Below are 26,227 nucleotides of genomic sequence, written 5' to 3' on the forward strand. Positions count from 1 at the left end.
CGCTCGGCGACGACCGCACCGTCACGGGCGCGATACGACCTGTCACGTCCGGTGGCATCCCGGCCAAGGCCGCGTCCCGGACCGTCGGGCCAACGCCAAGATGCGCAGCCTCCGGAAGCGGAGGCCCGACCACCGCGTGCCCACCCCTCCGGCACGCGCCGCTCGGGCACGTCGTGCGGGAGAGTCACCGTTTGCACGAGCGTTGATATGGCGAACATTCATGCGATTCGTACTCATCTTTCCGTAACTTTCCGTATGCCTTGTATTTCTCTCGGTACGCTCACCGGCAGTGCGGGCGACGGCTCGTGTGCAAGGGGGGCTGCAATGGGTGGAAAAGGCGACGGCGGACGCGGAAGGGCAGGGGTGGGGATGTGGCGGGGTGCCGTGGCAGCGGCCACGGCGATCGCGGCGATTGCGGGCTGCGCGTCGGGCGGCGGCAGTGCGGGAGCGGCGGGATCGACATCCTCGGCCTCCGCAATGCCCGGAGTTGGGACCTCCGCGTCCTCCTCCGCCGGTCTGACGGCATCGGCGAGCCCCTTCCGGGCCGACCCGGCCAAGGTGCCCGGAACGAGGAGCCAGGCCGCGCGGCTGGCGTCCGATGTCGTGCTCGAACCCCACGAATGGGGTGGCGACTTCACTCGCCAGAACCCGGCCACGAGCCCCCCGGGCACCGTCGCAGTTCTCGACGACCAGTGCCGCTGGCAGCGGCGGACGTTGCCGACCGGCGTGCTGGCCTCCATGACGCGTTACAGCGAGATTCCCGCCACCGGCGGCAAGGGCACACTCAAGGTCAGCGCAGGAGTGACCGTGCACGCGACGGTCCGTGACGCCGATCAACTGCTGGCCACCACGCTCGAGGAGCCGCTGCGCTGCCGGGAGCAGCAGGTCCGGGCCGGAGAGCGCATCACCGGCCTGATGTCGGCGGGGACCTCCTACGGCAGCGGCCGCAACACCTACGCCGACGACCAGGTCGTCGAGTTGGGCTCGCATGTCACCGGGCGCACACGGCAGACCTACCACTGGTACGTCACCCGGCTCGGCACGGTGACCATGGCGGTGTCCGTCAGGGGCGCCAAGGGCTACTCGGACGACGAACTGAACCGGTACGCGTCGCGCGCCCAGGTGTCGATGATCAACAGTGTGGAGTTCGAACTCGGGGGAGACCGCTGATGGAGCCGTTGCGCATTCAGGATCCGGCCCGAGTCGCGGGTCATCGCCTGCTCGGCCGCCTCGGCTCCGGCGGTATGGGGGTGGTGTACCTCGCCCGCACTCCGGGCGGCACGCTGGTCGCGCTCAAGGTCCTCCACGCCGAATACGCCGGGGAGCAGGACTTCAGGGAGCGCTTCCAGCGGGAGGTCGAGGTGGCCCGGCGAGTCGACAGCCCCTGGGTGGTGCCGCTCGTGGACGCCGATCCGGGAGCCGCCGAGCCGTGGCTGGCCACGACGTTCGTCCCCGGACCATCACTGGGCGAGGCCGTGGCCGCTTACGGCCCGCTGGAGGGGCGGGGAGTGAGGCACCTGGGCATCCGGCTTGCCGAGGCGCTGGGCGCGGTGCACCGGGCCGGGCTCGTCCACCGGGACCTGAAGCCAGGAAATGTGCTGATCGCCCATGACGGGCCACGTCTCATCGACTTCGGAATCGCCCGGGCGCCGCAGGACAGGGCGCTCACGGTAACCGGCATGGTCGTCGGCACCCCCGGATACCTCTCTCCCGAGCAGGCCGACGGGCGCGCTGGGGACGGTATCGGGTCGGCGAGCGACGTCTTCTCCCTCGGCTGCGTCCTGGCGTTCGCCGCGACCGGACGGGCACCGTTCGGCGGCGGCGCGGTGGACGCCCTGCTGTACCGGGCCGTCCACGCCCCCGCGGACCTCGACGGCGTGCCCGCCGTGCTGCGTGAGACGCTGGCCGGATGCCTGGACAAGGATCCGGACCGACGCCCGCAGGCCGTCGAGGTCGCGCGACGACTGACCTCCGATCCCGTTGCGGGAGGCGACGAGGCACCGGGTTCCACGCGGCACGATGACCAAGTCCCCGACTGGCTGCCCGAACCGGTCGGCGTGCTCATCGCCGAGCGCTCGGCCGCCGTCCTGGCACTGCCGGACGTCGAACAGACACTGCCTCCCACCGACTCCCCACCCTCTCGCGGCACGGCGGGGCCCGACACGGGACCGCCGTCTCCACCGCTTGCGTCCTCTTCCCGCACGGCCGGTCGCCGACGGTTCCTGCTGCTCGCGGGTGGCACGGCGGCCCTGGCGGCGAGCGCCGGCGGGGCCTGGTGGACGGTCGGCCGAGACGATTCCCGGCACGGCCCCACCGGAGTGTCCGCGCGCCGGCCGGTTCACACCGTGGCGCTGCACGGCGACCTCACCGGACCGCACCGCGAGAGCGGCCAGGCCCAGGGGAACGGACTCCGGCTCGCCGTCGCCGACTTCAACGCACGCGATGACGCGCCGTTCCGAGTGAAGACCAGAGTGGTGGACGACGGGGGTGACCCGGCGGCGGCGTCCCGGCTTGCCGCGGAACTCACCGACGACCCCGAGGTCCTGGCCGTGGTCGGCCCCACCACCGACGAAACGGGGCAGGCGGCACTCGCCGCCTACGACGCGGGGCTGCTGCCGGTCGTCGCCGTGTCACCGGGCACGACCGCCCTGTCCATTCAGGGATTCCGCTCGTTCCTGCACGCACGGCTGCCCGATGCCGTACTGCCCGCATACGTGAGCAACTATCTCCGTCACAAGGGCCGGTCAAGGCGCATCGGTATCGTCGTCGACCGGTCGGCCGGCGACTACGGGACGGACCTGGGAGGGTCCCTCAGCAACGCCCTCGGCTCCATCCCGTACCCCTCGGTGCCGAACGTGGTGAGCGCGATGAGCCACGACTTCACCGATGCGGTGGACACGGTGCTCGCCGCCGGCGCCGACTCCGTCTTCTTCGCCGGTCTGCCCGACCGTGGTGCACTGATCGCCGAGGCCCTGCACGCCCGCGGCTTCCGGGGCCCGCGTGTGTCCGGTCCCGCCCTGCTGCACGACCGCTTCCTGACGGATGCTCGGGACAGTGCGCAGGGATGGGTGATGATGGCCCCTGTCGTCGACCCGACCCGGAAACCCGAGGCGCGCGCCTTCGCCACCGCGTACCGCCGACGCTTCGGACGGATGCCACCCCGCTACGCGGCCGAGGCGTATGACGTGACCTCGATGCTGCTCACGGCACTGGCGAGGCTGCCGGCGAAGGACCGCACGCGGCACAAGCTCCTGACCGCCGTCCGTCGCGGAACGTACCGGGGCATCACCAAGACCTTCGCCTTCACCGCGACCGGCATGATGGTCATCGACGGCACGGGCGGCTTCCTGTGGCGGGTCGACCAAGGCGCTTTCGTGTACGGCGGCCCGGCGCCGGCCACCGTCTGATGGAGCCGCTGCGAGTCGGCGACCCGTCGCGGATGGGCCGCTACCGCCTACTGCGCCGACTGGGCGCCGGCGGCATGGGTGTGGTCTTCCTCGCCCGCGCGCCGGGCGGTGCGGTCGCCGCGGTCAAGACGGTCCGCTCCTCGTACGCCGACGAGAGGGGATTTCGGACCCGGTTTCACCGCGAGGTGGAGGCCGCCCGGCACGTCCGCAGCCCGTGGGTGGTGCCGCTGCTGGACGCGGACGCCGAGGCGGACACACCGTGGCTGGCCACCGGGTACGTGCCGGGACCCTCGCTCGCCGAGGCGGTGTACGCCCTGGGGCCGCTGCCGCTCGCGTCCGTACGCGTTCTGGCTGTCCGACTCGGCGAGGCACTTCAAGCGGTGCACGACGCAGGACTCGTGCACCGCGACGTGAAGCCCGGAAACGTCCTGCTGGCACCCGACGGGCCCCGCCTCATCGACTTCGGCATCGCCCGCGCTCCAGAAGCCACCGCCCTCACCGCCACGGGTGTCGTCGTCGGTTCGCCCGGCTTCCTCTCTCCCGAGCAGGCGCGGGCCCGCAACGGCGAGACCGGCGCGCCCAGTGACGTCTTCTCCCTCGGATGTCTGCTCGCCTTCGCGGCGACCGGGATTCGGCCCTTCGGTGACGGTGCGCCGGCCGGGATGCTCTGGCGTACCCTCTACGAGGACCCGGATCCGGCGGCGCTCCCGCAGGAGTTGGCTCCACTGCTGCGCGCCTGCCTGAGCAAGGATCCCCATGACCGGCCGTCGCTCGCGCAGGTGCGCGCCGCCCTCGGTCCGCGGGACACGTTCCCTGAGATCCCGGCGTCCGACTGGCTGCCCGCCCGGGTTACGCGGCTCATCAACACCAGGTCCGCCGCCGTCCTCGCCATCGGAACCATCGAACCGACCCGCGTCCCCCCGCCGCCCAAGGCGAGCGGGGCAATCGTCTCGCCGGACGCCCCGACGATGACGGCCGTGGCCTCTCCTGGCTCGCGCCCATGGGGTCGGCGCGGCGTGCTGTGGCTCGGGGCGACGGCGGGGCTTCTCGCCGCGGGCGGTGGGGCCTGGTGGTGGCAGACAGGGGCCACGGCGCCGCAGCCTCCGACGCCCGGAACCCGCCGGGCCCGTCCGGAAGTGGTCGTGGCCTTCCACGGCGATCTCACCGGCACCGGCCGGATGAGCGGAAGGGCTCAGCTCAACGCCGCCCGGCTGGCAGTCGCACGAGTCAACGGTCGCGGCGACCACCCCGTCCGTCTCGCCCTGCGCGCCTACGACGACGGCGGCGAGGAGGACCGGGCGGCCGATCTGGCCACTCGACTGGCCAAGGACGCCCGTGTGCTCGCCGTGCTGGGCCCCACCAGCGACGTCTGCTTCCACGCCGCCGACACGGCGTACACCGAGGCGGTGCTGCCCGCCGTGTCCGTGTCGGTGGGCGCCGACACGTTGGGATCGACGTCCGGCACCAGCGTCTTCCACTGCCACGCGGCGCTGAGCGTCACCCACGCCCAACTCGCTGCGCCTCTCGTCCGCTACCTCGTCAGACACGTCGACTCACGGCGCGTCCTGCTCGTGGACGACCGCGCGCAGGGCGGCTTCGCCGAGACGGTCTGCGCCCAGACCGAGCAGGCGCTGCGCTGGAACGGACGGGACACCGACACGGTCCGAGTGCCCGCGGCGACGTTCGACCCCGGCGCGCTCGCCGCACGGGCGACGGCCTCACAGGCCGATGCGGTCGTCTTCGCCGGGGGCCCCGACCGGGCCGCCGGACTGGCTTCGGCACTGACGGCCGTCCGGTTCGGCGGAACCCGCATGGCGACGGAGCGGGCGCTCGACCCGCGCTTCCTCGTGTCGGCGGGCGACGCCGCGAACGGCTGGGTCCTCGCGACGTCGTTCACCGACCCGACGGCCCGCGCCTCGGCCCGCGCGTTCTCCGCCGCCTACCGCGCCCGCTTCGGCGCCGACCCGGGCTGGTATGCGGCGGAGGCATGGGACGGGGTGATGTTTCTCGCCGAGGCATGTCACAAGAACGGCGTCCCGCTCACGGAGCGGGGCGCGATCGCCCGCCGGATGCCGGAGATCACGTACTCCGGCATCACACGCACGATCAGGTACGAGATGGGATACGGCTACAGCCGCGACGCGATGTTCCACTTCCGGGTCGACGACGGCAGGTTCCGGTACCTGGGCCAGTATCAGGGGTCCGCGGTGTCGTGACCTGTGTGGGGCGATGGCGAGGCGGGGTCGGTCTCGCGGCGCGACGGGCCCCTTCGGCCCGCCGCGCCGGGAGGCAGCTACGTCCCTCCCTTGGCGTCCGAGGGGGGTGTGTCGTCCGAATGTTGGAGTGCTGCGAAAGCGGGAGTGCCCGGCGGAGGGTTCACCCGCAGGAACCGCGACGCCTGCGATGGACAACTCTCCCTTTCGCGCCATGGGTTGGACGTAAGGTGGCTCTCGTCGAATGCGTGATCGACCACAGCGTCCGACGGTCCCCGTGAACGCTCCGACTCCCAAGGAGACACCCATGCCCGGCGATGTCCTCAGCGACGACCCCGCCGAACTCCGCCGGAGGATAGACACCACCAAGGCGCACCCCGCCCGGGTCTACGACGTCTTCCTCGGCGGAAAGGACCACTACCTGGTGGACCGGGCCGCCGCGGCGGCGGCGCTGGAACACCAGCCCCGCGCCTTCCTCACCGCCCGGCACAACCGCGACTTCCTGCGGCGCGCGGTGGGCACCCTGGTCGAGAAGGAGGGGGTGCGCCAGTTCCTGGACATCGGTGCCGGGCTCCCGACGCAGAACAACGTCCACCAGATCGCCCAGGCGATCGCCCCGGAATCCCGCGTGGTCTACGTCGACAACGACCCGATCGTGCTGACCCACGCCCGCGCCCTGCTCACCAGCGGCCCCGAGGGCCGCACCGACTACATCGACGCGGACCTGCGCGAGGTGGACCGCATCGTCGAACGGGCCGCCGAGACTCTGGACTTCGACCGGCCCGTGGCCCTGTGTCTGCTGGCGGTCCTGCACTTCGTCCCCGACGACGAGGCCTACGCGCTGGTCGGGCGGCTCCTGGAGGCGCTGCCCGCGGGCTCGTGGCTGGTGCTGAGCCATCTCGCCACGGATCTCACCCCGCACACGGCCGGGATCGTGAAGTCGTTCCAGGACCGGGGACTTGCCTTCACACCCCGGTCCAAGGCGGGGGTCGAGGCGTTCTTCGCCGAGAACGGGATGAGCCCGGAGGAGCCCGGCGTCGTCCCGGTCCACCGCTGGCGCCCCGACGGCAGCGCCCCCGTGGTGGATGCGCCCTCGCCCGAGTACCTGCAATCGCTCGATCTCATCGACCGGATCCGGTACCACGACATCAACGAGGCGCACGACGGGGACGTCAGCGTCTACGCCGCCGTCGCGCGCAAGCCGGAGTAGGCCGAGGGCACACCGCCCCCGGCCGGGGGCGGTCCCCGGTACTACTACGCGGCCGGGGCCGGCAGCCGGTCGGGCAGTCCGAGCCGCGCGAACCGGTCCGCGCCGAAGATGAAGATCTCCGCGACCAGCCCGCCGGACACGCGCACCACGTCGAGTGTCAACGGCAGGCGGCAGCCCTCGCGTTCGTGCCACTGGTAGAAGGCGACGGCGGGTTGCCGGTTGACCGCGGTGGGGAGGCCGCGCAGGCCCCGCATGCCCTCGAAGCCGTCCTCGATCCAGCCGGCCACCACCGCGTCGCGGCCCCGGGACAGGCCCGGCGTGGGCGGCATCGAACAGCGGACGTCGTCACGCAGCATGCCGGCGAGCCGGTCGACGTCCGTGGCGACGCTGGCGTCGGTGAAGCGGCGGATCAGTTCGCGCGTGCCGGAGTCTCCGGCGTCGCCGCTCCAGTCCTGCCGCTTGGCGGGCAGGTGCTCCCGCATGCCGGCGCGGGCCCGTTGCAGCGCGCTGTTGACGGAGTGGACGGTGTCGCCGAGGAGTTGTGCGGTGTCCTTCGCCGGCCAGCCGAGCACGTCCCGCAGGATGAGCACGGCGCGGGGGCGCGGGGCGAGGTGCTGGACGGCGACGAGGTAGGCCAGTTCGATCGTCTCCCGCGCGACGGCGGCCCTCTCCGGATCGTCCGTGTCCGCTGCCGGAAGTTCGTCCAGCAGCCGGTCCGGGTAGGGCTGCAACCACGGCACCTCGCCGCCGGTCGCGGCCTGCGGGCGACGCCGGGCGAGCAGGTCCAGGCAGGCGTTGGTCGCGATCCGGTAGAGCCACGCCCGGAACGTCGAGCGCCCTTCGTAGGTCTCGCGCCGTCGCCAGGCCCGCAGGAAGGTCTCCTGCACCGTGTCCTCGGCGTCCTCGAACGAGCCGAGCATTCGGTAGCAGTGCACGTGCAGCTCCCGCCGGTGCCGCTCGGTCAGCGCCGAGAAGTCCGCCGGGCCGACCTCGCCCGGCCCGCTCACGCCCGGTTCCTCCAGCCGCGTGTGCCCGCTCATCACGTCCCGTCCCTTCGCCGTGCGGTGTTCCGTCGTAGGTGTGACGGGCGCGGGCCCCGAAACTCATCACTCCGCACACGCGCCACGGCCCTCCCTCCCTCCCTCCCGTTTCCGGGGGGGGTGCCTCGCGCAGATGGGGAGGGCTGTGGCGCGGGGGAGGTCCCGGGCGGAGCGATCGCGGCGCTGGACGGCGAGCGGGCCCGCCCTGGTCCCGCACCGGGGCGGGGGAGGGATACGTCGTCCTGCCCGTGCCGGCAGCGGTTCTCAGGCCGGGGCCTGCTCCCCGGCCGGGCCGCTGGTGAAGAACGCGACCATCTCCTCCAGGCCGCGCACGCCGAACATCGTGTTCAGGCTGTCCGCGGAGTCGCGCGCGGTCTCCTCGCTGCGCGGGAAGAGGTCCTCTTCGTAGGCGCTCAGAGCTGCCTCGGTGTCGTCGGGGTGGGTGGCGAGGGACAGGGCGAGCCGGGCGCCGTCGAGCATGGCGAGGTTGGCGCCCTCGCCCGCGAACGGCGACATGAGGTGTGCGGCGTCGCCCAGCAGGGTCACGCCGGGGACGCGCTCCCACCGGTGTCCGACGGGCAGCGCGTGGACGCGGCGGGGGGTGATCGTGTCGGCGTCGGCGATCAGCTTGCGCAGCCCTTCGTCCCAGCCCTCGAAGTGCGCGAGGACAGCGGCCTTCGCGGCGGCGGGGTCCGAGAAGTCGATGGTGTCGAGCCAGTCCGCGTCGACTTTGAGGACGCTGTAGCAGTGCAGGCTCGCGTCGCTCTCGCGGTGGGCGAGGATGCCACGCTCTCGGCCGAGGGCCATGAAGAACCCGCCGCCCACGGTGGCCGCGCCGTCGGGGTGGCGGACATCGGTCTCGACCAGGTCGGTCTCGGCCAGGGAGATGCCGGTGTATGCGGGCCGGGCGTCCGAGACGAGGGGGCGCACGCGCGACCAGGCGCCGTCCGCGCCGATCAGGAGATCGGTGGTGACCATCGAGCCGTCGGCGAACGCCACCTCGTGCCGCCCGTCGGTCAGCGCCCGCGCCCCGGTGACCCGCCGACCCCAGCGGATCGTGCCCGCGGGCAGGGAGTCCAGGAGCAGGTCGCGCAGCGCGCCGCGGTCCACCTCGGGACGCCCGCCCGTGCCGTCGTCCGCCTCCTCCACCCGCACGGTGCCGTCAGGGCCCAGCAGGCGCATCGCCTGTCCGCCCTCGTGGACGATGCGAAGGAACGCGTCGTGCAGCCCGGCGTCGTGCAGAGCCTGCTGACCGGTCGCCTCGTGGATGTCGAGCATGCCGCCCTGGGTGCGGGCCTCGGGGGATGCCTCCGCCTCGAAGACCGCGGAGGCGATGCCGTGGACGTGCAGGACGCGGGCGGCGGTCAGGCCGCCGAGGCCGGCACCGATGATCGCGACGGGGACGTGGTGGGTGCTCATGGCTGCCTCCAGGAAGAGAGGGGACGGCGGTGCGCCGCGCTGGGCGTCTGGTAAGGACGCGCGAGCCTGCCGTGCTGCGGGGCGTTAAGCGGCGCGTCGACTCCTCGACTGTAACGAACACGTTCGTCGCGAACAAGTTCGTGATGCTCGCCGCGGCCTCCCCGGTGATCCGACGACCCGGCTGCGGGATGGCGGGCTGCCCGGGAGGGCGGGGGAGGGAAGGCAGCGCTTGCCCGTGACGAACGTGCGGTGGAGGAGCGTTCGCTTCGTTGCGCGCCGACGGCGGGGCCAGGGGCGCAGATGGAAGCGAGAACCGGGCTGCGTCCGGTTCGGGCTCCGCGGGAGAAGGCTGGTGCGAACGCGTTCGTTACGATCGGGGCATGGCCGCCAGAAAAGTACCGACGAGCCGCCGGGACCGCCCGGCGAAGCCCGCCCTCTCCCGGCAGTGGATCGTGGAGGCGGCCCTGGGGATCGCGCGGAGCGAGGGGCTGGAGAAGCTCACGATGCGCCGCCTCGCCCAGGAGCTGGACACCGGTCCGGCCTCGCTCTACGTCTACGTGGCCAACACGGCCGCGCTGCACGCGGCGGTCCTGGACGGCCTGCTCGGCGAGGTCGACCTGTCGGGGGACGAGGGCGCGACGGACTGGCGGGAGCAGTTGTTCGCGGTGATGAGGTCCTACACCCTGGTGCTCTTCGCGTACCCTCAGCTCGCGCGTTCCGCGCTCGTCGCCCGCCCCGGCGGCGCGAACTACCTGCGTCTGGTGGAACGAGCCCTCGACCTCCTGTCCCGTGGCGGCGCCACCCGTGAGCAGGCCGCCTGGGGTGTGGACCAACTGCTCCAGAGCGCGACCGCCACGGCCGCCGAGCAGTCGGCACGCGAGCAGGACCCCGCCGCCGCGGACGACTGGAACGCCACCGTGCACGCGCTGGACACCGCGAGCGCCACGACCCATCCGGCGATCGCCGCACACATGCCCGCACTGATCGGCGGTACGCCGGAGGAGAGGTTCCGCTGGGGCTTCGACGCTCTCGTCAACGGCATCCTGCACACCCCGGCACCCGTCGCGGAGGAATGAGCCCCGGGCCCCCTCGCGCTCCCCGGACGGCTGCGGCCGACGCGCCGTGACGGTTCGTCAGGAGCCGCGTGCGCCTGACTCCTCCGGCATCGGGTGTCGTCGTGGTGGGGCAGGCGCAGCTCACGCGAAGGTCAGACCTCCACCATCACCTGGTCGAGCGTCTTGCGCCGCAGATCGGGCACCTGACAGTCGTCCGCCGGGTAGCCGACGGGGATCACCGCGAAGGCCTTCTCGTTCTCGGGGCGGTCCAGCACCCGGGAGAGGAAGCGCATGGGGCTGGGTGTGTGCACCAGCGCTGCCAGGCCCGACAGGTGCAGTGCGGACAGCAGCATCCCGACGGAGATCCCCACGGACTCGTCCACGTAGTAGTGCTTGCGCTTCTCGCCGGCCTCGCCCAGCCAGTACCGCTGCTGGAAGACCACGATCAGTGCCGGGGCGTCCGTGAGATGCGTCTTCACCTCGTCGGTGCCCAGGGGGCGCAGAGCGGCCAGCCACTCCTCGCCCAGCCTGCCGTCGTAGGAGATCCGCTCCTCGCGTTCCGCCTCCGCCCGGATATGCCCACGGATCTCCGGGTCCCGGACCAGGACGAAGGTCCAGGGCTGCTGATGGGCGCCGGACGGTGCCGTGGCCGCGCAGGCGATGGCGTCCCGTATCACCTGTTCCGGCACCGGGTCGGGGGAGAACCGGCGAACGGTGCGCCGCCCGGCCATCCTCTCGCGCAGCTCGGCCGAGCGAGCGAGGGACTCCGAGGGCTCCATGCGCTGCGGGCGGTAGGGGACGGGCCGGTAGGGGGCGCCGTGGTCGGGCTCCCAGCTCTCTTCGGTCGTGGCTGTCATGGGGGAGAGTCTGCTGTCCGCGGCGCCGGGTGCCAAGGGCGGGCGGGAGGCCGCGAACACGGCCGCCGCCGGTCGGGAACCGCGGCGTCATTGCGGGCGTCCGCCGAACTGCCAGGCGTGCACCTCGACATCGGCGTATCCGTCGGCGCTCAGGACGGTGCGCGCCGAGGCCCGGTCGCCGGCGCGGACGAGGGCGGCGGTGCCCAGCCAGGACGAGCCGTCGTCTGACAGCAGTGGACCGTAGGCGATCGGCTCGTGCTGCTCGGCGGGCAGGGCGAGGTCGACCGGTTCGCCCGCGCCCAGCCCGATCACCAGGTAGCGGTTGCCGCCGTCCCGTCCCCCGGCGAAGTCCCACATGGTCCGCCCCAGCGCGTTGCGCCAGCGGCGCAGCAGAACGTCCCGGTACACACCGGCCTGGTAGTTCGGCTCGTCGAAGGCGAACGCGCGGGCCGCGGCGGGATCGGGCAGGTCGACGATGTGCACACTGCCGGTGGCGGTGTCTCCGTCCTCGGTGAGCGTGGGCCCCCGGGCGATCATCTGCTGCGCGTAGCCGTCCATGTAGGACCAGTGCGCCTCCAGTAGGTCGTCGCGCAGCAGAGCGGAGGCCGGCCGGTCGCGGTGGTAGCAGAAGAACTCCATGCCCAAGGATCACCCCGCGGCGTCCGCTCGCGCCGGTGATATCCGATGCCCGGCGACATCGGGTCATGTGATCCCGCGTCACTCGCGCGGGGGATGCCGAGACGGGGTAACCGCTGCGCGGTCGCGCGTCCGGCCTGCCGCCGGTGCCGGGCCACCGGGCGCCGGCGCGTCCTCGCAGGAGGCGAATCCGGACGGCGGGGACGTCGTTCCCGAGCCTCTCGGCGAGCACCTGCGTGCTCGCGGCACCGGGTGGTGGCGACGGGGACGACCGGCAGGGGCAGGGCATGGCCGGCGCAGTCGGCCGTCACGCTCCGGCCGTGGCACCGGCGGTCCGCGATGGTCTGGGTGAGCTGTTCGGAGTACGTCGCGTCGGAGGCCGCCCATGCGGTCAGGGTGAGGGAGAGGCGCAGCCTTACGAGCGGCACGACCCTCCAGTCGGCGGTGGACCGGAAGTGGCTGGCCGCCCTCGTCGACTACCTGCGCCCACCGGCACCTCCGGCGCCGACAGCCTCCAGTGGATTACGAGGTCGGCGTGGGCGCGGCGTACGGCCGTGCCGGTGTCCGTGGGAATCCGGTCGCTCCAGGTGTCGAAAGCCGGCGACCCGCGGAGCCCGGAACGGCCCGTCCGGCGGTCGACGGGGCGGCGCCGTTCTCGGACGCCGTCCGGCCCGTGCATCCGGGGTGCGGGCCCCGTTCGGCGAAGGATGCCGGCGGGCGGTCGGGACGGTGGCCGGGCGGGGTGGCGGACCGGCGCCGGGGAGAGCGCTTCCCTGTCGTTGTCGCTGGTGAAGTATGGTGACGGCGCGAAAGGAGCGTGACGGGTGCGCGAGCAGGTCACGATGGCGGACGTCGCACGGGCCGCGGGTGTGTCGACCGCCACGGTCTCCTACGTTCTGTCCGGCAAGCGGCCCGTCGCCCCGGCGACGCGTGCGGCGGTGGAGTCCGCCATCGCCGAGTTGGGCTTTGCCGTCAACACCGCGGCGCGCAGTCTGCGGACGGGACGCTCAAGCCTGGTGGCGCTGATCGTGCCCGACATCGCCAACCCGTTCTACGCGCAGCTCGCCGCGACGCTCCAGGAGGAGTTCCGCGGGCTGGGCATGCACGTCATCGTCTGCAACACCCGCGCCGACCGGGAGGAGGAGCGGGCGCTGCTGGCCGAGGCGGTGCAGCAGCGGTTCGCCGGTGTGGTGATCACGCCGTTCCGGCTGTCGCCGAAGGATCTGGACGTTCTCGCCGGGGCCGGGGTTCCCGTCGTGGTGAGTGCCGATGTGCCCTTCGGGCCGGTGGACACGGTGGCGCCCGACGCGCGGGCCGCGATGCGGCGGGCGCTGGAGGCGGTGACGGCGGCGAAGCGGCGCCGCATCGCGATGATCGCGGGACCGCGGGACGCGACGGGCGGAGACCCTCGCCTGGAGATCCTGAGGTCGCTCGCCGGGCAATTCGGGACCGCCCTGCCGGGGCGGCTGGTCGTGCGCGGCGAGCACACCCGGGAAGCGGGGGCCACCGGGTTCGCCGAGCTGATGAGCCGGCGCTACCGGCCGGACGCGGTGTTCTGCTCGAACGACGTGATCGCGGTGGGCGCCCTGGACAAGGCCCACGAGCTGGGCATCGACGTGCCCGGCGACGTGGCGCTCGTGGGTCACGACGATGCCTCCTTCGCCTCGTTGGTGCGGCCGCAGCTGACGACGGTGCGCTATCCCGCGGAGGACGTCGGCCGCGCCGCCGCCCGGCTGCTCAGGGAGCGGTTCGACGGGCGCCGTGTGCCCAAGACGGTCCGCGTGAAAGCCGAGTTCGTCGCCCGCAGTTCGGTTTGAGCGGCGGGCGCCCGTGGAGGCGTCCCGCCCGTCCCGACGCGACACCCTCCTGGTCTGGTGAGCACCGTAGCGTAATCGATTGCGTGTGGCGAGAGTGATGTGCGACGCATGGCGACGGTGTTGTTGAAAGTGCAGGTCAACGTAGATTCTGAGGGCTGCTGAGCCTGCTGCTGAGCGCCATTGGGCGTGGACTCGGTTGGGAAAACTTTCGCCGCGCCTGTTGACTTCTGTGGATTCCTGTTGTGAGGGTTGCGCCCATTGCTGGTCGGAGTGGGACACCCGGTGCAAGGAGCAACCTCATGGCGATACGCGAACGTAGTGCATCCCCGGTCGGACGATCGCTGGTCAGGCGCTGCCTGACCGGTGCGGTGGTCCTGGCGCTCGCCACGGCGACCGGCTGCGGCAGCGGTGGCGGAGGCGGAGGAGCGGACGACGCCGCCGGCTCGTCCTGCAAGCCGGCGTCCGGGAAGGTGACGCTGCAGTACTGGTCCTGGGTCCCCGGCATGCAGAAGGCAGTGGACCTGTGGAACAGCGAACACCCGGACGTGCAGGTCAAGTTGAAGACCACTCCGGCCGGCAATGCGGGCACCTACCAGAACATGTCCAACGCCCTGAAGGCCGGCAAGGCCCCCGACCTGGGGCAGATCGAGTACGACTCCCTGGCGAGCTTCCGGCTCAAGGACGGGCTGCGCGACATCGCCAAGTGCCCCGGAGTCGGCGCCGCCCAGGACAAGTTCGTGGACTGGACCTGGTCGCAGGTCGGCTTCGGGGCCGGTGGCAAGGACGGCATCTGGGCGGTCCCGCAGGACACCGGCCCGATGGCGCTGTTCTACCGCAAGGACATCTTCGACAAGCTCGGCCTCAAGGCCCCCACGACGTGGGACGAGTACGCGGCCGACGCGGTCAAGATCAAGAAGGCCGGCAAGTACATCACGCACTACTCGCAGACCGACCCGAACTGGTTCACCGGTCTGCTGTGGCAGAACAAGGCCACCATGTTCCAGCGCGACGGCGACTCCTGGAAGGTCACGGTCGACCGGCCGGAGAGCCGCCAAGTCGCCGACTACTGGCAGAAGCTGATCGACAAGCACCTCGTCGCCACCGACCTCCAGGGCTTCTCGCCGGCGCTGTACAAGTCGTGGAACGACGGCGAGGTCGTCACCTGGATCAGCGCCGCCTGGGGCTACAGCACCATTCGCGACAACGCCAAGTCCACGGCGGGCAAGTGGGCGGTCGCCCCCATGCCGCAGTGGCAGCCGGGCGACGAACAGGCCGGCAACTGGGGCGGATCGACGACCGCCGTGCTCTCCGGCAGCAAGCACCCCGCGGAAGCCTCCCGGTTCGCCCTCTGGCTCAACAGCGACCCGAAGGCACTGGAGATCCTCAACCGCGAGGGCGGCCTCTACCCCGCGGCGAAGAAGGGCCTGGACCTTCCCGCGCTGAAGCAGCCGGTCGACTTCTACGGCAAGCAGCGCATCTTCGACGTCTTCGCCAAGGCGTCCGCCGACGTGGACAACGGCTTCACCTGGGGACCGACGATGACCGACACCTACCGCTACATCAGTGACGGCACCGCGGGCGCCGTCGGCGGCAAGGGCACACTCGCCGACGTCCTGAAGCAGACCCAGTCGCAGAGCGTGGAGTCGCTGCGCAAGCAGTCCCTCGACGTCACCGGCTGACCTCCCCGTACCCGCCCAGAGCGTCCCCGCCGCCCGTCGCGGCGGCGGGGACGGCACCTCCCCGCCGAAGGCCCTCATGTGAGCACCTCCCCGACCACCCCGCCCCGAGCGCGCCGCAGACCCGCGCGCCAGGCCCTCGCCCCCTACGCCTTCCTCCTGCCGTTCCTCGTCCCGTTCGTGCTGTTCACGCTCGTGCCCGTCGGGTACGCCTTCTGGCAGAGCCTGCACAAGACCGAGCGCACGGGCGGCACCTTCGGCCACACCCACGCGGTGTTCGCCGGCTTCGAGCAATACGCGGACGTCGTGCACGAGCCGTTCTTCGGCGACAGCGTGGTGCGCGTCGGCGTCTTCGCGCTGGTCCAGATTCCCGTCATGCTGCTGCTCTCGCTGGTGCTGGCGCTGCTGCTGGACTCGACCGTGGCGCGCCTGCGGCGCCTGTTCCGCCTGGTGTACTTCGTGCCGTACGGCATTCCCGGCGTCGTGGCGGCCGTGATGTGGGCCTTCCTGTACGACCCCCGCCTCTCGCCGATCGTGGAACTGCTGCGGTCGGCCGGCATCACGGTCGACCTCCTCGGCACCCACCTCATCCTGTTCTCCATCGGCAACGTGGTCACCTGGACCTACACCGGCTACAACATGCTCATCCTCTACTCGGCCCTCCAGGCCCTCCCCGCGGACATCGGCGAGGCGGCCCGTGTCGACGGAGCGGGTGGTTGGACCATCGTCACCCGCATCAAGATCCCGATGATCCGGCCGGCCCTCGTGCTCACCGGGGTGTTCTCCATCATCGGCACCTTCCAGCTGTTCACCGAACCCCAGGTCTTCCGGACCATCTCCACCAGCGTGACCAGCACCTACACGCCCAACCTGGCCGCCTACTCGCTGGCGTCGGGCGACAACTACAGCGAGGCGGCGGCCCTGTCGGTGCTGCTCGCCGTCGTGACCTTCCTGCTGTCGTTCGCGTTCTTGCGCCTGACCTCCAGGAGGCAGGGATGAGCATCCTCACCCGCGTCGAAGGCGCCCACCCCGCCGCCCCGGCGGGCCGGGGCGGGCCCGGACGGCTCCCCGTCGTGGCCGCGACGGCCTTCATGGTCCTGGCCGCCTGCTACATGCTGCTGCCCGTCTACTGGCTGTTCGTCTCCTCGACCAAGAGCCAGAGCGACCTGGTCTCCACCCCCGGGCTGCTGCCCGCCGACTGGCACCTCGGCGACAACCTCTCCGCGCTGTTCGCCCAGCAGGACGGCGTGTTCGGCCGCTGGCTGCTCAACAGCCTGCTCTACGCCGGAGCCGGCGCGGCCGTCGCCACGGTGCTGGCCGCCGCGGCCGGCTACGCCCTCGCCAAGTACACGTTCCGGGGGCGCGAGGCGATCTTCTCCCTGGTCCTCGGCGGCGTCCTGGTGCCCGCCAGCGCCCTCGCCCTGCCGCTGTTCCTGCTGTTCGCCCAGGTGAACGCCACCAACACCTTCTGGTCGGTGTTCCTGCCCAGCATCGTCAGCCCCTTCGGCGTCTACCTCGCCCGGATCTTCGCCACGGCCTCGGTCCCGGACGAGGTGATCGAGGCGGCCCGCATGGACGGCGCCGGTGAACTGCGCATCTTCCGCACCATCGCGCTGCGCCTGATGTCCCCGGCCCTGGTGACCGTCTTCCTGTTCCAGTTCGTCGTCATCTGGAACAACTTCCTCCTTCCGCTGGTCATGCTCCAGGACGACGACCTCTACCCCGTCACCCTCGGCCTGTTCACCTGGCAGTCGCAGACCAGCCGGCTGCCCCAGCTCCAGACCCTGACCATCGTGGGAGCCCTGATCTCGGTCGTGCCCATCGTGCTCACCTTCCTCCTCCTGCAGCGCTACTGGCGGGCCGGACTGGCCGCCGGGGCGGTGAAGTCGTGACCTCCACCCCGCCCCACCCGCAGACCGCCCACCCGCCGGCCCCCGACCCGCTGACCGCGCTCACCCGCAAACTGGGCTCCATCGCCTACGGCGGCGACTACAACCCCGAACAATGGCCGAGGGGCGTGTGGCGGGAGGACGTCCGCCTCATGCGGGAAGCGGGCGTCAACCTCGTCACCGTCGGCGTCTTCTCCTGGTCGCGCATCCAACCCCGCCCCGGCACCTGGGACTTCGCCCTGCTCGACGAGGTGCTCGACCTGCTCCACGCCGGCGGCATCGCCGTGGACCTCGCCACCGCGACCGCGGCCCCGCCCCCGTGGTTCACCCACGCGCACCCCGACGCACGGCCCGTCACCGCCTCCGGCACCCGGCTCGCCCACGGCAGCCGGCAGGTGTTCTGCCCCAGCCACCCCGCCTACGCGGAGGCCGCCGACGCCCTGGTCACCGCGCTCGCCGAGCGGTACGCGAACCACCCCGCCGTCGTCCTGTGGCACGTGCACAACGAGTTCGGCAACCACAACGCCCTGTGCTACTGCGACGTCAGCGCCGCCGCGTTCCGCCGCTGGCTGCGGGAGCGCTACACCACCCTCGACACGCTGAACGAGGTGTGGGGCACCGACTTCTGGGGCCAGCGCTACGGCGACTGGGAGGAGATCGACCCGCCACGGGACACGACCGCCTTCCGCAACCCCGGGCAGGACCTGGACTACCGCCGCTTCTCCTCGGACCAGCTCCTGTCCCGCCACCGGGCCGAGGCCGCGCTGCTGCGGCGCCTCGCGCCGGGCATCCCGCTGACGACCAACCAGCTGGGCACGCTGGAGAAGAAGGTGGACGCCCACTCCTTCGCCGCGGACTGCGACATCGTCTCCCTGGACCACTACCTGCCCGCCACCGACCCGGACGGACACATCGACCTCGCGCTCAACGCCGACCTGGCGCGCGGCATGGCGGCCGGACGTCCCTGGTTGCTCATGGAGCACTCCACCTCCGCCGTCAACTGGCAGCCCGTCAACGTGGCCAAGCAGCCCGGGCAGATGCGCCGCAACAGCCTCGCCCACCTGGCCCGCGGCGCCGACGGCATCATGTTCTTCCAGTGGCGCCAGTCCCGGGCCGGCGCCGAGAAGTGGCACTCGGCGATGCTCCCGCACGGCGGCACGGACACCCGGATCTGGAAGGAGGTGTGCGGCCTCGGCACGGACCTCGCCGCCCTGCGCGAGGTGACCGGGACCCGCGTCGCGGCGGACGTCGCGCTGGTCTTCGACTGGCACAACTGGTGGGCCCTGGAAATGGACGCCCGCCCGAGCGCGCCCCTGCGCTACCTCGACACCGTCCGCGACTGGTACGAGGCCCTGTGGCGGCTGAACATCACGTGCGACGTGGTCGCGCCCGGCGCCGACCTGTCCGCCTACAAGGCCGTCGTCGCCCCCAACCTCTACCTCCTGTCCGACGAACACGCCGACGGTCTCACCCGGTACGTGCGTGACGGCGGCCACCTCGCCGTCGGCTGCTTCAGCGGCGTCGTCGACACCCACGACCGCGTCCACCCCGGCAGCTACCCGGGCGCGCTCGGCGAGGTCCTCGGCCTCCGCATCGACGAGTACCTGCCGCTGCGCCCCGGCGACACCGTCTCCCTCGACGACGGTTCGACGGCCGGCCAGTGGGCCGAACGCGTCGAGCCCCGCGGCTGCACACCCGTGCTGCGCTTCGCTGACGGACCGGCTGCGGGAGGCCCCGCCCTGACCCGGCACGACCACGGCGCCGGCACGAGCTGGTACGCGGCCACGCGTGCGTCGGGGGCCACGTTGCGGGACCTGCTGCGGCGGCTGGCGGGGGACGCCGGGCTGCGGCCCGTCGCCGACGTGCCCGACGGGGTCGAGGCGGTCCGCAGGACCGGCCCGGACGGCTCCTACCTCTTCCTCGTCAACCACGGCGGCGAGCCGGTCGGGGTGCGGGTCGCAGGGACCAGCCTTCTCGACGCGGCCGGGGACGGCCCGTGCACCGAGATCCCCGCCGGGGGCGTGGCCGTCGTCCGCGAGGATGTCGCCGAGTCGCTTTACTGAACCGGGCGCCGGCGCCCGCCGGACCCGCCGCGTCCCCACCCGTCACCGAGGAGTGCCTGATGAACGCCCCCGTGTCCGTGCCCGCGGCGCCCGCAGGTGTGGAGTTCGACGAACCAAGCGGCACGGTGGTGCTGCGGACCGACGCCTCCTGCTACGTCCTGCGGGTGGACCGTGCGCGGGGCACCGTGCGCCACGTCCACTGGGGGGCTCCCGTCCCGACGGGGGACGCGGTGGCGCTGCCCGTGTGGTCCGGCCACGACGACAGTTTCGAGGGACGGCACGACGCGGTGGAGGAGTACCCCGTCGAAGGAGGCGCCCGGTTCGGCGTCCCCGCCCTCACGGTCCGCTTCCCCGACGGCAGCAGCGCCCTCGAACCCCGCGTCGAGGACGTCCGGATCATCGACGGCGACCACCTGGTGGTGGCCGTGCGGGACCGCTCCCGGCCACTGGCCTGGGAACTCCACTACCGGGTGCCGGCGGGCGGTGACGTCCTCGAACGCTGGACGGAACTCGTCCACACCGCGGGACCCGGCGCCGAACCACTGCACCTGACACGGTGTTCCTCCGCCCACTGGCCGCTGCCTCAGCGGCCCGGGTGGCGCCTGTCCTGCGTGCACGGCGGCTGGTCCGCCGAGCACCGTCTGGAGCGGACCGCGCTGCCGATCGGCGAGACCACCCTGACCAGCCGGCGCGGCCACACCGGTCATCACGCGAACCCCTGGGCGATGCTCGACGCCGGCCACGCCGACGAGGAACAGGGCGAGGTCTGGGCCACGGCGCTCGCCACCAGCGGCAGTTGGCGGCTGACGGTCCAGCACACCGCCGCCCGGCACGCCGGCGTCGCCGTCTCGGAGGGCCACGAGGGCGCCGAGACCGCCCTCGCACCCGGCGGGCGCCACGTCACGCCGGTCAGCGTCGCGGCGTACGCCCGGGGCGGCTTCGGCGACGCCAGCCGCGCCCTGCACACCTATGTGCGGCGGCAGGTGCTGCCGCACCCCGACGAGCTGCGGCCGGTGCTCTACAACTCGTGGGAGGCCACTTCCTTCGCGGTGGACGAGGACAACCAGCTCGCCCTGGCCCGTCGTGCCGCGTCCCTCGGCGTGGAACTGTTCGTCGTCGACGACGGCTGGTTCGGTGCCCGGGACGACGACCGCGCGGGACTCGGCGACTGGACGCCTCACCCGCGCAGGTTCCCTCGCGGACTGCGGCCGCTGGCCGACGAGGTGCACCGCCTCGGCATGTCGTTCGGGGTGTGGGTGGAGCCGGAGATGGTCAACGCCGACAGCGACCTGTTCCGCGCCCACCCCGACTGGGTGCTGCACCTGCCCGACCGCACCGCCACCGAACTGCGCAACCAGTTGGTCCTGGACTTCTCCCGGCCGGAGGTGACCGACTGGGCCTACGGATGGCTGCGCGCTCTGGTCGCGGACAACGGTGTGGACTTCCTGAAATGGGACTTCAATCGCTCGTTCACGGAAGCGGGCGCGCATACCGGCGGGCCCGCCCGCCAGGTGTACACCGAGCACGCCCGCGGGGTGTACCGGCTCCTGGACCGGCTCCGCGCCGCTTTCCCCGCGCTGCGGATCGAGGCGTGCGCGGGCGGCGGAGGCCGGACCGACCTGGGCATGCTCCGCCGTACCGATCAGGTGTGGACCTCGGACAACACCGACGCGGTGGACCGGCTGGCCATCCAGCACGGCTTCGGCCAGGTGTACCCGGCGGGAGTGATGTCCGCCTGGGTGACGGACAGCCCCAACCCGCTGACGGGGCGGTCGGTTCCGCTCGCCTTCCGCTTCCACTCGGCCATGGCCGGGGTCCTCGGCATCGGGGGCGACCTGACCCGCTGGACGGAGCCGGAGATCGAGGAGGCGGCCCGGCTGGTCGCGCAGTACAAGGACATCCGCCCGCTGGTGCAGCACGGCCGGCAGGACCGGCTGCTGGCCCCGGGCGAGGGGCCGCTGACGGCCGTTCAGTACACCGACGCAGAGGCCGGCCGCATCGCGGTGTTCGTGTGGCGGGCCACCACCTCGTTCGGGCCCGACCACCCTCCGCTGAGGCTGCGCGGCCTGGACCCCACCGCCCGGTACCGGGACGAGAGCACCGGCGCCGTCTGGTCCGGGGCCACCCTGCTCGGCTACGGGCTGCCGGTACCCGCCCTTCCGGCCGGTGACGCCGCGAGCGCCCTGGCCGTCCTGCGCCGCACGGCGTGAGACGACGGGGGCGTCCGGCGTCCCGCCCGGCCCCGACCCACTCCCTTCCCCCAACGGAGCATTCATGGCACTCGACGCAGGACGTGATCGTGCCCGCCCCACAGCCCTTCGCCTCGCGCTCTGCCTGGCCGGAGCGGCGGGGCTCTGCGGCACCAAGGCGAGAAGCCTCGCGGGCCCCGGTCCCGCCGAGTTCTGGATCTACTTCACCGTCCAGAGCAATCTGCTCCTGATCGCGGTCTTCGCCGTGCTACTCGTCCGGACGCGGCGCAGCGCAGATGCCGACGAGGCCCTCGTTGCCCCGGTCAAAGGGGCAGCGACCCTCTACATCGTGATCACCGGCACCGTCTTCAACCTGCTGCTCGCCAACCCGGCCAGCCCCTTCTACCAGGAGCAGAAGGAGTCGCACTACCTGTGGGACAGCGTGCTGCTGCACCTGGTCACACCGGTGGCGGCCGTGCTGGACTGGCTGCTCTTCGGCCCGAGGGGAACCCTGCGGCCCCGGCACGCGGTGGTGTGGCTCGCGTACCCGCTCGGCTACCTCGCCTTCGCCCTGATCCGGGGCACCCTGGTGACCGGCGGCACGCGCTATCCGTACCCGTTCCTCGATGTCGGGGCCTTCGGTTATGCACGCGTCGCCGTCAACTGCGTCTTCCTCGCGGCCGCCTTCCTGCTGCTGGGGCTCGGGCTGGTCGCCGTGGACCGCCGGCTCACGCCGCGCGGCGCCGCCGCCGCGGTGACGGTCGGTCCGTGATCGGGCGGGCGGCCGGGCTGCGACCGCGCGGCGCGGCCGGATCAGATGAGGCCGGTCCGCCGGGCCACGCTCTCGGAGAGCTTCATCCGCTCGTGGCCCTCGTCGCCGATCTTCTCCAGGGTCGCGGCGACCAGGGACTCGATGAGGGCCAGTGCGGGCGTGAGGCTGTCGTACGGAGAGTTCGACGCGACCTGGGTGGTGAGGACGACGTCGGCGTGTGCCGCGGCCGGCGAGAGCCACGGGTCGGTGAACACGACGACCTTTCCCCCGCGTTCGCGGGCGAGTTCGGCGATGGCGGTCTTGTCGGGTTCGTAGCGCCGGTAGTCGAACACCACGGTCACGTCGCGCCGTGCGAGCTGGGTGAGGAAGGAGGTCCGCTCCACGTCCCGGTCGGGCAGGAAGTGCACCTGGTCGCGGAATTGCGTGAGGTGCAGACCGAGGTACTGGGCCAGGAGATGGGTGAACCTGCCGCCGACGACGTGGACGCGTCGGCGGGGATCGCTCAACAGGTGCACCGCGTCGTCGAATTCGTGCGGGGCCACCTCCTCGAACGTCTGCGACACGGCCTGCTGCACGAGGGCCAGTGCGGCCCCGAGTCGAGGATCGGCGGTCCGTTCGGCTCCAGCCCGTTCCTCGGGCCGGGCCGACTCGGCGTGGCCGTACAGGGTGATGGGAGAGGCCGTGCGCGCGTCGAGTTCCGCCCGCAGTGCGGCCTGGAGGTCGGGGAAGCCCTTGTAGCCGAGGCGTGAGGCGCACCGCAGCACGGTCGGAGCGGAGACCGAGGCCCGCTCGGCGATGGTGGCGACCGTTTCGAAGACGGCGGAGGGGTATCCGGCCAGCAGGACCCGCGCGACCTTGCGTTCGGCCGGGCTCAGCTCGCCCAGCCGCTTGCGGATCTCGTCGGCCAGCGTGGGGCTCATCGGACGTCCTCCCTGGGTGGTGCGGTGGCGGATCTGCCGTCGTCGCCCGCTGCCGTCAAACCCGGCTGCGTACAGCGCCGGATGTACTGCCTGTTACGTTGCCGTTGCAGTGGCCGGGTGCGGCGTCCTGGTGCATTCGTCGTCCGGTTCGTCTCTCCCGAGTCGAGCGTCCGCCCATTCGTAACGAACATTACATGACGTGCCCCGTGGGAATCCGTGGAGCGCTTCCCTGGGCGGCCGGTGGCCTCCGCCTGTCCCGGAGGCCACCGGCCGCCGCCCCGCGGTGCAGCGCCGGGGCCCGAACGCCGTCCACCTGCTCCGTTTCCACGGGGTGGACGTCAGAGGGTCAGCTCTTGGTGAGTGTGCAGGTGTAGGGGGAGGAGCCGGAGCCGTTGTAGGCCTCGACGTCCACGTAGTACGTGCCCGATCCGGACGCGGTCCTGGTGAAGGTGAGGGACTCGTCGGTGCCGGCGCCGTCGTTGACCGAGCGCTCCAGCGTGCTGCCGGAGGAGTCCAGCCAGTACAGGTCGGCGTCGTAGGCGCCGGGGACGGCGCACTGCACGGACGCGCTCTGGCCCGAGGCGAGTGCGACCTTGAAGTAGTCGCGGTCGCTGCTCGACTTCATGCCGCCGGTGAGGGTGGCGGGGGAGGGGAGGCCGGAGGCGTCGTCGGCGGTGTCGCGGGTGTCGTTCGGTTCGGTTTCGGCCAGGGTGCTCCCGGCCGACGAGCCGCAGTCGGTCACGGGGGTGCCGTCGTAGAGGTTGGCGTCGGCCTTGCCGTTGGTGACGCTGCGCAGGTAGTAGCCGCACGTGGGACGGTCGCCGAAGTCGTACGTCGATCCGGGCGTGAGGTGCCAGATCTTGAAGCCGGAGTACGTCAGGGGCTTTCGGGCGGTGGCCTGCTCGGGCTGGTGGTCGGCGAGGACGACGTAGGCGTCCTGGCCGTAGTCGGTCGCCATGCCGTCGCGGTCGATGAACAGCGAACCGCCCTCCTCGACCCCGACGGCCCGGGCGGCGCCACCCGAGGTGAGGTTGTCCTTCGCCGCCCGGGCGGCGAACGCCATGCTGCGGCCCATCCGGTCGCGCGTCACGAAGTGGGAGTCGTTGACGATCCCGTCGTAGTGCGGCCACTGGAACATGCCGGTGGTGAAGCTGATGGAGCGGTCGTAGGGGTCGGCGAGCGCCTCGCTGCTGGTGACGCTTCCGTTGCACGCGTCGTACACCAGGGGGCTGTTGATGTGGTGGCCCGCGCTGCCCCCGCCCGATCCGCCGCCCTTGGCGACCACCGACTCCACGGAGGCTTCGAGCGCGGTTCCCTTCCAGGCCGCGTACCGGCACTGGTCGCCGCCGGCGAAGTACACGAACTCGGCGTTGCGCACATCGGTGTTGACCTGGCTGTTGTTGCCGTCGGATGCAGCGGTGAGCGTCCAGGTCGTGCAGGAGTTGACCCCGGTGAGACCCATGACGGTGTCGCATTCGGGTGTCGCGCTGCCCGAGGTCGGAGCCGAGCCGGCGAGGACGACGACGTCGATGCTTCCGGTTCCGCCCCGGATCTGCTCGATGGCCCTGTTCATGGAGGCCGGCACGACGGCGCCGGAGCCGTTCATGGTGAACGCGGGACCGCTCCACGAGGTGCGGGCGACATCTCCCGCCGAGCCGAGCCGCACGCGGTCGGCGGCTGCGTGGGCGGACGGCTGTGCGGTGAGGGACAGGGCCAGTGTCAGCAGGGTGACGGCCAGGGCCGGGGTGGATCTGCGCGTGGCGCGTGACGCCATGAGGCGCTCCTTGGGGAGGGGACGGACGGGCGTTTGGGGGGTCGCCGGAGCGACCGGGCGACCGGGAACGTGCCTCCGGGCGCTGAGTTGGTAGCGGAACTTACAGATACTTCGGATCGGACGGAAGATGTACGACCCCACTTCGCGGCAATGGCGGCTCACGTCATCCGCCGATGTGCCCTGACATGGTGAAAGGTCGGTGTCGCGGGGTGGAGTCGACCGCGTTACGTCAACGTAACGTGCGATACATCTAGCCAACTCGGCGTTGAATCTGTAACTTCCGTGCTGAGACCCGGCGGCTTGAAGTCGTCGTCGGCTGAAATCCTCGAGAGGTTCGACTCCGATGAACGCTCGTGTTACCCGCGGCCTTGCGGCTGCCGCCGTCACCACCACGGCCCTCGCGGTACTCGCCGCATGCGGAGACACCGATCCCGCCCCCGCCGCGGGTGCGACGGTCACCGTCGACGGTGTCCGGATCAAGAAGGACCCCGCCCTCCACGCGATGCTGCCCGACGCCATCAAGAAGGCGGGCAAGGTCCGCGTCGCCACCGACGTGCCGTATCCGCCCTTCGAGATGTTCGTGAAGGAGGGCGAGAGCGCCCTGACCGGGCTCGACTACGACCTGGGGCAAGCCCTCGGCGGACGGCTCGGCGTGACCTTCGCCTACACCCCGCAGAAGTTCGACGGCATCGTCCCCGCGATCCAGGCGGGCAAGTTCGACGCCGCCATGTCGGCCATCACCGACAACAAGGAACGTCAGCAGGTCGTCGACTTCGTGGACTACTCGCAGTCGGGGTCCGGCATCCTCGTCGGCGACGGCAACCCCGACAAGATCGCCGATTTGGACGACCTGTGCGGAAAGAAGGTCGCCGTCCAGGCCGCGACCAACCAACTCGACCTCCTCAAGACCCACCAGGCCGCGTGCGCCAAGGCCGGCAAGGGGTCCGTGCGGATCCAGACCTTCCCCAAGGACTCCGACGCGCAGCTCGCGCTGCGCTCCGGCAAGGTGGCGGCCCAGGTCCTCACCAAGCCCGCCGCCGGCTGGGTCGCCAAGACCGCGGACGCCGGCAAGGCCTTCGACCTGGTCGAGGACCCGGCCGCGCCTGGCGGGTACAACGCCTCGCCCAACGGCATCGCCGTCAGCAAGCGGCTGCCCGAACTCACCGACGCCATCCAGAAGGCCCTCCAGTCCCTCATCGACGACGGCACCGTCACCAAGATCTACACGAAGTACGGTGTCGCCTCGATCGCGGTCCAGAAGGCCACCAGGAACGCGGCGGTCGACTGAAG

19 protein-coding genes are annotated in these 26,227 nt (G+C 71.9%); 13 read left to right on the top strand and 6 right to left on the bottom strand.

Annotated elements, in window-relative coordinates; genetic code table 11:
- Positions 1–477 precede the first annotated feature (477 nt).
- The 4 genes from ACGFS9_RS19785 to ACGFS9_RS19800 all read left to right on the top strand — a co-directional run bounded on the left by ACGFS9_RS19785 (position 478) and on the right by ACGFS9_RS19800 (position 6,830).
- The gene (locus ACGFS9_RS19785) at positions 478–1,170 is read left to right on the top strand and encodes a hypothetical protein (RefSeq protein WP_393254808.1); all 693 of its coding nucleotides are present in this window, start codon (positions 478–480) and stop codon (positions 1,168–1,170) included.
- Complete coding sequence (locus ACGFS9_RS19790) at positions 1,170–3,407, top strand: bifunctional serine/threonine-protein kinase/ABC transporter substrate-binding protein (protein WP_393254809.1); 2,238 nt, start codon at positions 1,170–1,172, stop codon at positions 3,405–3,407. The genes ACGFS9_RS19785 and ACGFS9_RS19790 overlap by 1 nt, the downstream gene beginning before the upstream one ends.
- Positions 3,407–5,623 (top strand): bifunctional serine/threonine-protein kinase/ABC transporter substrate-binding protein, encoded by a 2,217-nt coding sequence (locus ACGFS9_RS19795; RefSeq protein WP_393254811.1) that lies wholly within the window; start codon positions 3,407–3,409, stop codon positions 5,621–5,623. Before ACGFS9_RS19790 ends, ACGFS9_RS19795 begins: the two co-directional genes overlap by 1 nt.
- A gap of 304 nt (positions 5,624–5,927) precedes the next feature.
- Positions 5,928–6,830, top strand: coding sequence for an SAM-dependent methyltransferase (locus tag ACGFS9_RS19800; protein WP_393254812.1), 903 nt, complete (start codon positions 5,928–5,930; stop codon positions 6,828–6,830).
- 44 nt (positions 6,831–6,874) lie between these two features.
- On the opposite strand, the gene ACGFS9_RS19805 is transcribed toward ACGFS9_RS19800, so the two are convergent.
- Entirely contained in the window at positions 6,875–7,870 is a 996-nt protein-coding gene (locus ACGFS9_RS19805; RefSeq protein WP_393254813.1) for an RNA polymerase subunit sigma-70, read from the bottom strand.
- Between the two features lie 264 nt (positions 7,871–8,134).
- Entirely contained in the window at positions 8,135–9,289 is a 1,155-nt protein-coding gene (locus ACGFS9_RS19810; RefSeq protein WP_393254815.1) for an FAD-dependent oxidoreductase, read from the bottom strand.
- A 380-nt stretch (positions 9,290–9,669) separates the two neighbouring features.
- Between ACGFS9_RS19810 and ACGFS9_RS19815 the strand changes: the two genes are divergently transcribed.
- Positions 9,670–10,365, top strand: a complete 696-nt coding sequence (locus ACGFS9_RS19815) for a TetR/AcrR family transcriptional regulator (protein WP_393254817.1) — start codon at positions 9,670–9,672, stop codon at positions 10,363–10,365.
- 131 nt (positions 10,366–10,496) lie between these two features.
- On the opposite strand, the gene ACGFS9_RS19820 is transcribed toward ACGFS9_RS19815, so the two are convergent.
- The gene (locus ACGFS9_RS19820) at positions 10,497–11,201 is read right to left on the bottom strand and encodes a nitroreductase family protein (protein ID WP_393254819.1); all 705 of its coding nucleotides are present in this window, start codon (positions 11,199–11,201) and stop codon (positions 10,497–10,499) included.
- A gap of 87 nt (positions 11,202–11,288) precedes the next feature.
- A complete protein-coding gene (locus ACGFS9_RS19825; RefSeq protein WP_393254820.1) occupies positions 11,289–11,840 on the bottom strand; it encodes a YciI family protein in 552 nt (183 codons plus the stop codon).
- Between the two features lie 821 nt (positions 11,841–12,661).
- On the opposite strand from ACGFS9_RS19825, the gene ACGFS9_RS19830 reads away from it, so the two are divergent.
- The 7 genes from ACGFS9_RS19830 to ACGFS9_RS19860 all read left to right on the top strand — a co-directional run bounded on the left by ACGFS9_RS19830 (position 12,662) and on the right by ACGFS9_RS19860 (position 22,243).
- Complete coding sequence (locus tag ACGFS9_RS19830; protein ID WP_393254821.1) at positions 12,662–13,654, top strand: LacI family DNA-binding transcriptional regulator; 993 nt, start codon at positions 12,662–12,664, stop codon at positions 13,652–13,654.
- A 299-nt stretch (positions 13,655–13,953) separates the two neighbouring features.
- On the top strand, positions 13,954–15,333 hold the full coding sequence (locus ACGFS9_RS19835; RefSeq protein ID WP_393254823.1) for an ABC transporter substrate-binding protein: 1,380 nt from the start codon (positions 13,954–13,956) through the stop codon (positions 15,331–15,333).
- Positions 15,334–15,411: 78 nt separating this feature from the next.
- Positions 15,412–16,329: a carbohydrate ABC transporter permease gene (locus tag ACGFS9_RS19840; protein ID WP_393254825.1), complete on the top strand. Its 918-nt coding sequence runs from the start codon at positions 15,412–15,414 to the stop codon at positions 16,327–16,329.
- The gene (locus ACGFS9_RS19845) at positions 16,326–17,222 is read left to right on the top strand and encodes a carbohydrate ABC transporter permease (protein WP_393254826.1); all 897 of its coding nucleotides are present in this window, start codon (positions 16,326–16,328) and stop codon (positions 17,220–17,222) included. Before ACGFS9_RS19840 ends, ACGFS9_RS19845 begins: the two co-directional genes overlap by 4 nt.
- A gap of 50 nt (positions 17,223–17,272) precedes the next feature.
- Positions 17,273–19,282 carry a beta-galactosidase gene (locus ACGFS9_RS19850; protein WP_393254939.1) on the top strand — a complete coding sequence of 670 codons (2,010 nt, stop codon included), beginning with the start codon at positions 17,273–17,275 and terminating at the stop codon, positions 19,280–19,282.
- A 59-nt stretch (positions 19,283–19,341) separates the two neighbouring features.
- The gene (locus ACGFS9_RS19855; RefSeq protein ID WP_393254828.1) at positions 19,342–21,492 is read left to right on the top strand and encodes an alpha-galactosidase; all 2,151 of its coding nucleotides are present in this window, start codon (positions 19,342–19,344) and stop codon (positions 21,490–21,492) included.
- Between the two features lie 64 nt (positions 21,493–21,556).
- The gene (locus ACGFS9_RS19860) at positions 21,557–22,243 is read left to right on the top strand and encodes a Pr6Pr family membrane protein (RefSeq protein WP_393254830.1); all 687 of its coding nucleotides are present in this window, start codon (positions 21,557–21,559) and stop codon (positions 22,241–22,243) included.
- A 41-nt stretch (positions 22,244–22,284) separates the two neighbouring features.
- Here ACGFS9_RS19860 and ACGFS9_RS19865 read toward each other — a convergent pair whose 3' ends face one another.
- Together ACGFS9_RS19865 and ACGFS9_RS19870 are read right to left on the bottom strand one after the other, a co-directional pair.
- Positions 22,285–23,163 (bottom strand): MurR/RpiR family transcriptional regulator, encoded by an 879-nt coding sequence (locus ACGFS9_RS19865; protein ID WP_393254831.1) that lies wholly within the window; start codon positions 23,161–23,163, stop codon positions 22,285–22,287.
- A 346-nt stretch (positions 23,164–23,509) separates the two neighbouring features.
- Positions 23,510–24,937 (bottom strand): pre-peptidase C-terminal domain-containing protein, encoded by a 1,428-nt coding sequence (locus tag ACGFS9_RS19870; protein ID WP_393254833.1) that lies wholly within the window; start codon positions 24,935–24,937, stop codon positions 23,510–23,512.
- Between the two features lie 343 nt (positions 24,938–25,280).
- Here ACGFS9_RS19870 and ACGFS9_RS19875 point away from each other — a divergent pair, with 343 nt between their 5' ends.
- A complete protein-coding gene (locus ACGFS9_RS19875) occupies positions 25,281–26,225 on the top strand; it encodes an ABC transporter substrate-binding protein (protein WP_393254834.1) in 945 nt (314 codons plus the stop codon).
- Positions 26,226–26,227 lie beyond the last annotated feature (2 nt).

It is taken from the genome of Streptomyces sp. NPDC048566 (genome assembly GCF_043199735.1).
GTDB lineage: Bacteria > Actinomycetota > Actinomycetes > Streptomycetales > Streptomycetaceae > Streptomyces.

Bases quoted from the DNA above. Each gene is read 5' to 3' on its own strand.
- ACGFS9_RS19855 (WP_393254828.1), top strand. From the start codon at position 19,342: ATGAACGCCCCCGTGTCCGTGCCCGCGGCGCCCGCAGGTGTGGAGTTC.
- ACGFS9_RS19785 (WP_393254808.1), top strand. From the start codon at position 478: ATGCCCGGAGTTGGGACCTCCGCGTCCTCCTCCGCCGGTCTGACGGCA.
- ACGFS9_RS19795 (WP_393254811.1), top strand. From the start codon at position 3,407: ATGGAGCCGCTGCGAGTCGGCGACCCGTCGCGGATGGGCCGCTACCGC.
- ACGFS9_RS19810 (WP_393254815.1), bottom strand. From the start codon at position 9,289: ATGAGCACCCACCACGTCCCCGTCGCGATCATCGGTGCCGGCCTCGGC.
- ACGFS9_RS19835 (WP_393254823.1), top strand. From the start codon at position 13,954: ATGGCGATACGCGAACGTAGTGCATCCCCGGTCGGACGATCGCTGGTC.
- ACGFS9_RS19860 (WP_393254830.1), top strand. From the start codon at position 21,557: ATGGCACTCGACGCAGGACGTGATCGTGCCCGCCCCACAGCCCTTCGC.
- ACGFS9_RS19825 (WP_393254820.1), bottom strand. From the start codon at position 11,840: ATGGAGTTCTTCTGCTACCACCGCGACCGGCCGGCCTCCGCTCTGCTG.
- ACGFS9_RS19875 (WP_393254834.1), top strand. From the start codon at position 25,281: ATGAACGCTCGTGTTACCCGCGGCCTTGCGGCTGCCGCCGTCACCACC.
- ACGFS9_RS19790 (WP_393254809.1), top strand. From the start codon at position 1,170: ATGGAGCCGTTGCGCATTCAGGATCCGGCCCGAGTCGCGGGTCATCGC.
- ACGFS9_RS19815 (WP_393254817.1), top strand. From the start codon at position 9,670: ATGGCCGCCAGAAAAGTACCGACGAGCCGCCGGGACCGCCCGGCGAAG.
- ACGFS9_RS19845 (WP_393254826.1), top strand. From the start codon at position 16,326: ATGAGCATCCTCACCCGCGTCGAAGGCGCCCACCCCGCCGCCCCGGCG.
- ACGFS9_RS19865 (WP_393254831.1), bottom strand. From the start codon at position 23,163: ATGAGCCCCACGCTGGCCGACGAGATCCGCAAGCGGCTGGGCGAGCTG.
- ACGFS9_RS19870 (WP_393254833.1), bottom strand. From the start codon at position 24,937: ATGGCGTCACGCGCCACGCGCAGATCCACCCCGGCCCTGGCCGTCACC.
- ACGFS9_RS19820 (WP_393254819.1), bottom strand. From the start codon at position 11,201: ATGACAGCCACGACCGAAGAGAGCTGGGAGCCCGACCACGGCGCCCCC.
- ACGFS9_RS19800 (WP_393254812.1), top strand. From the start codon at position 5,928: ATGCCCGGCGATGTCCTCAGCGACGACCCCGCCGAACTCCGCCGGAGG.
- ACGFS9_RS19805 (WP_393254813.1), bottom strand. From the start codon at position 7,870: ATGAGCGGGCACACGCGGCTGGAGGAACCGGGCGTGAGCGGGCCGGGC.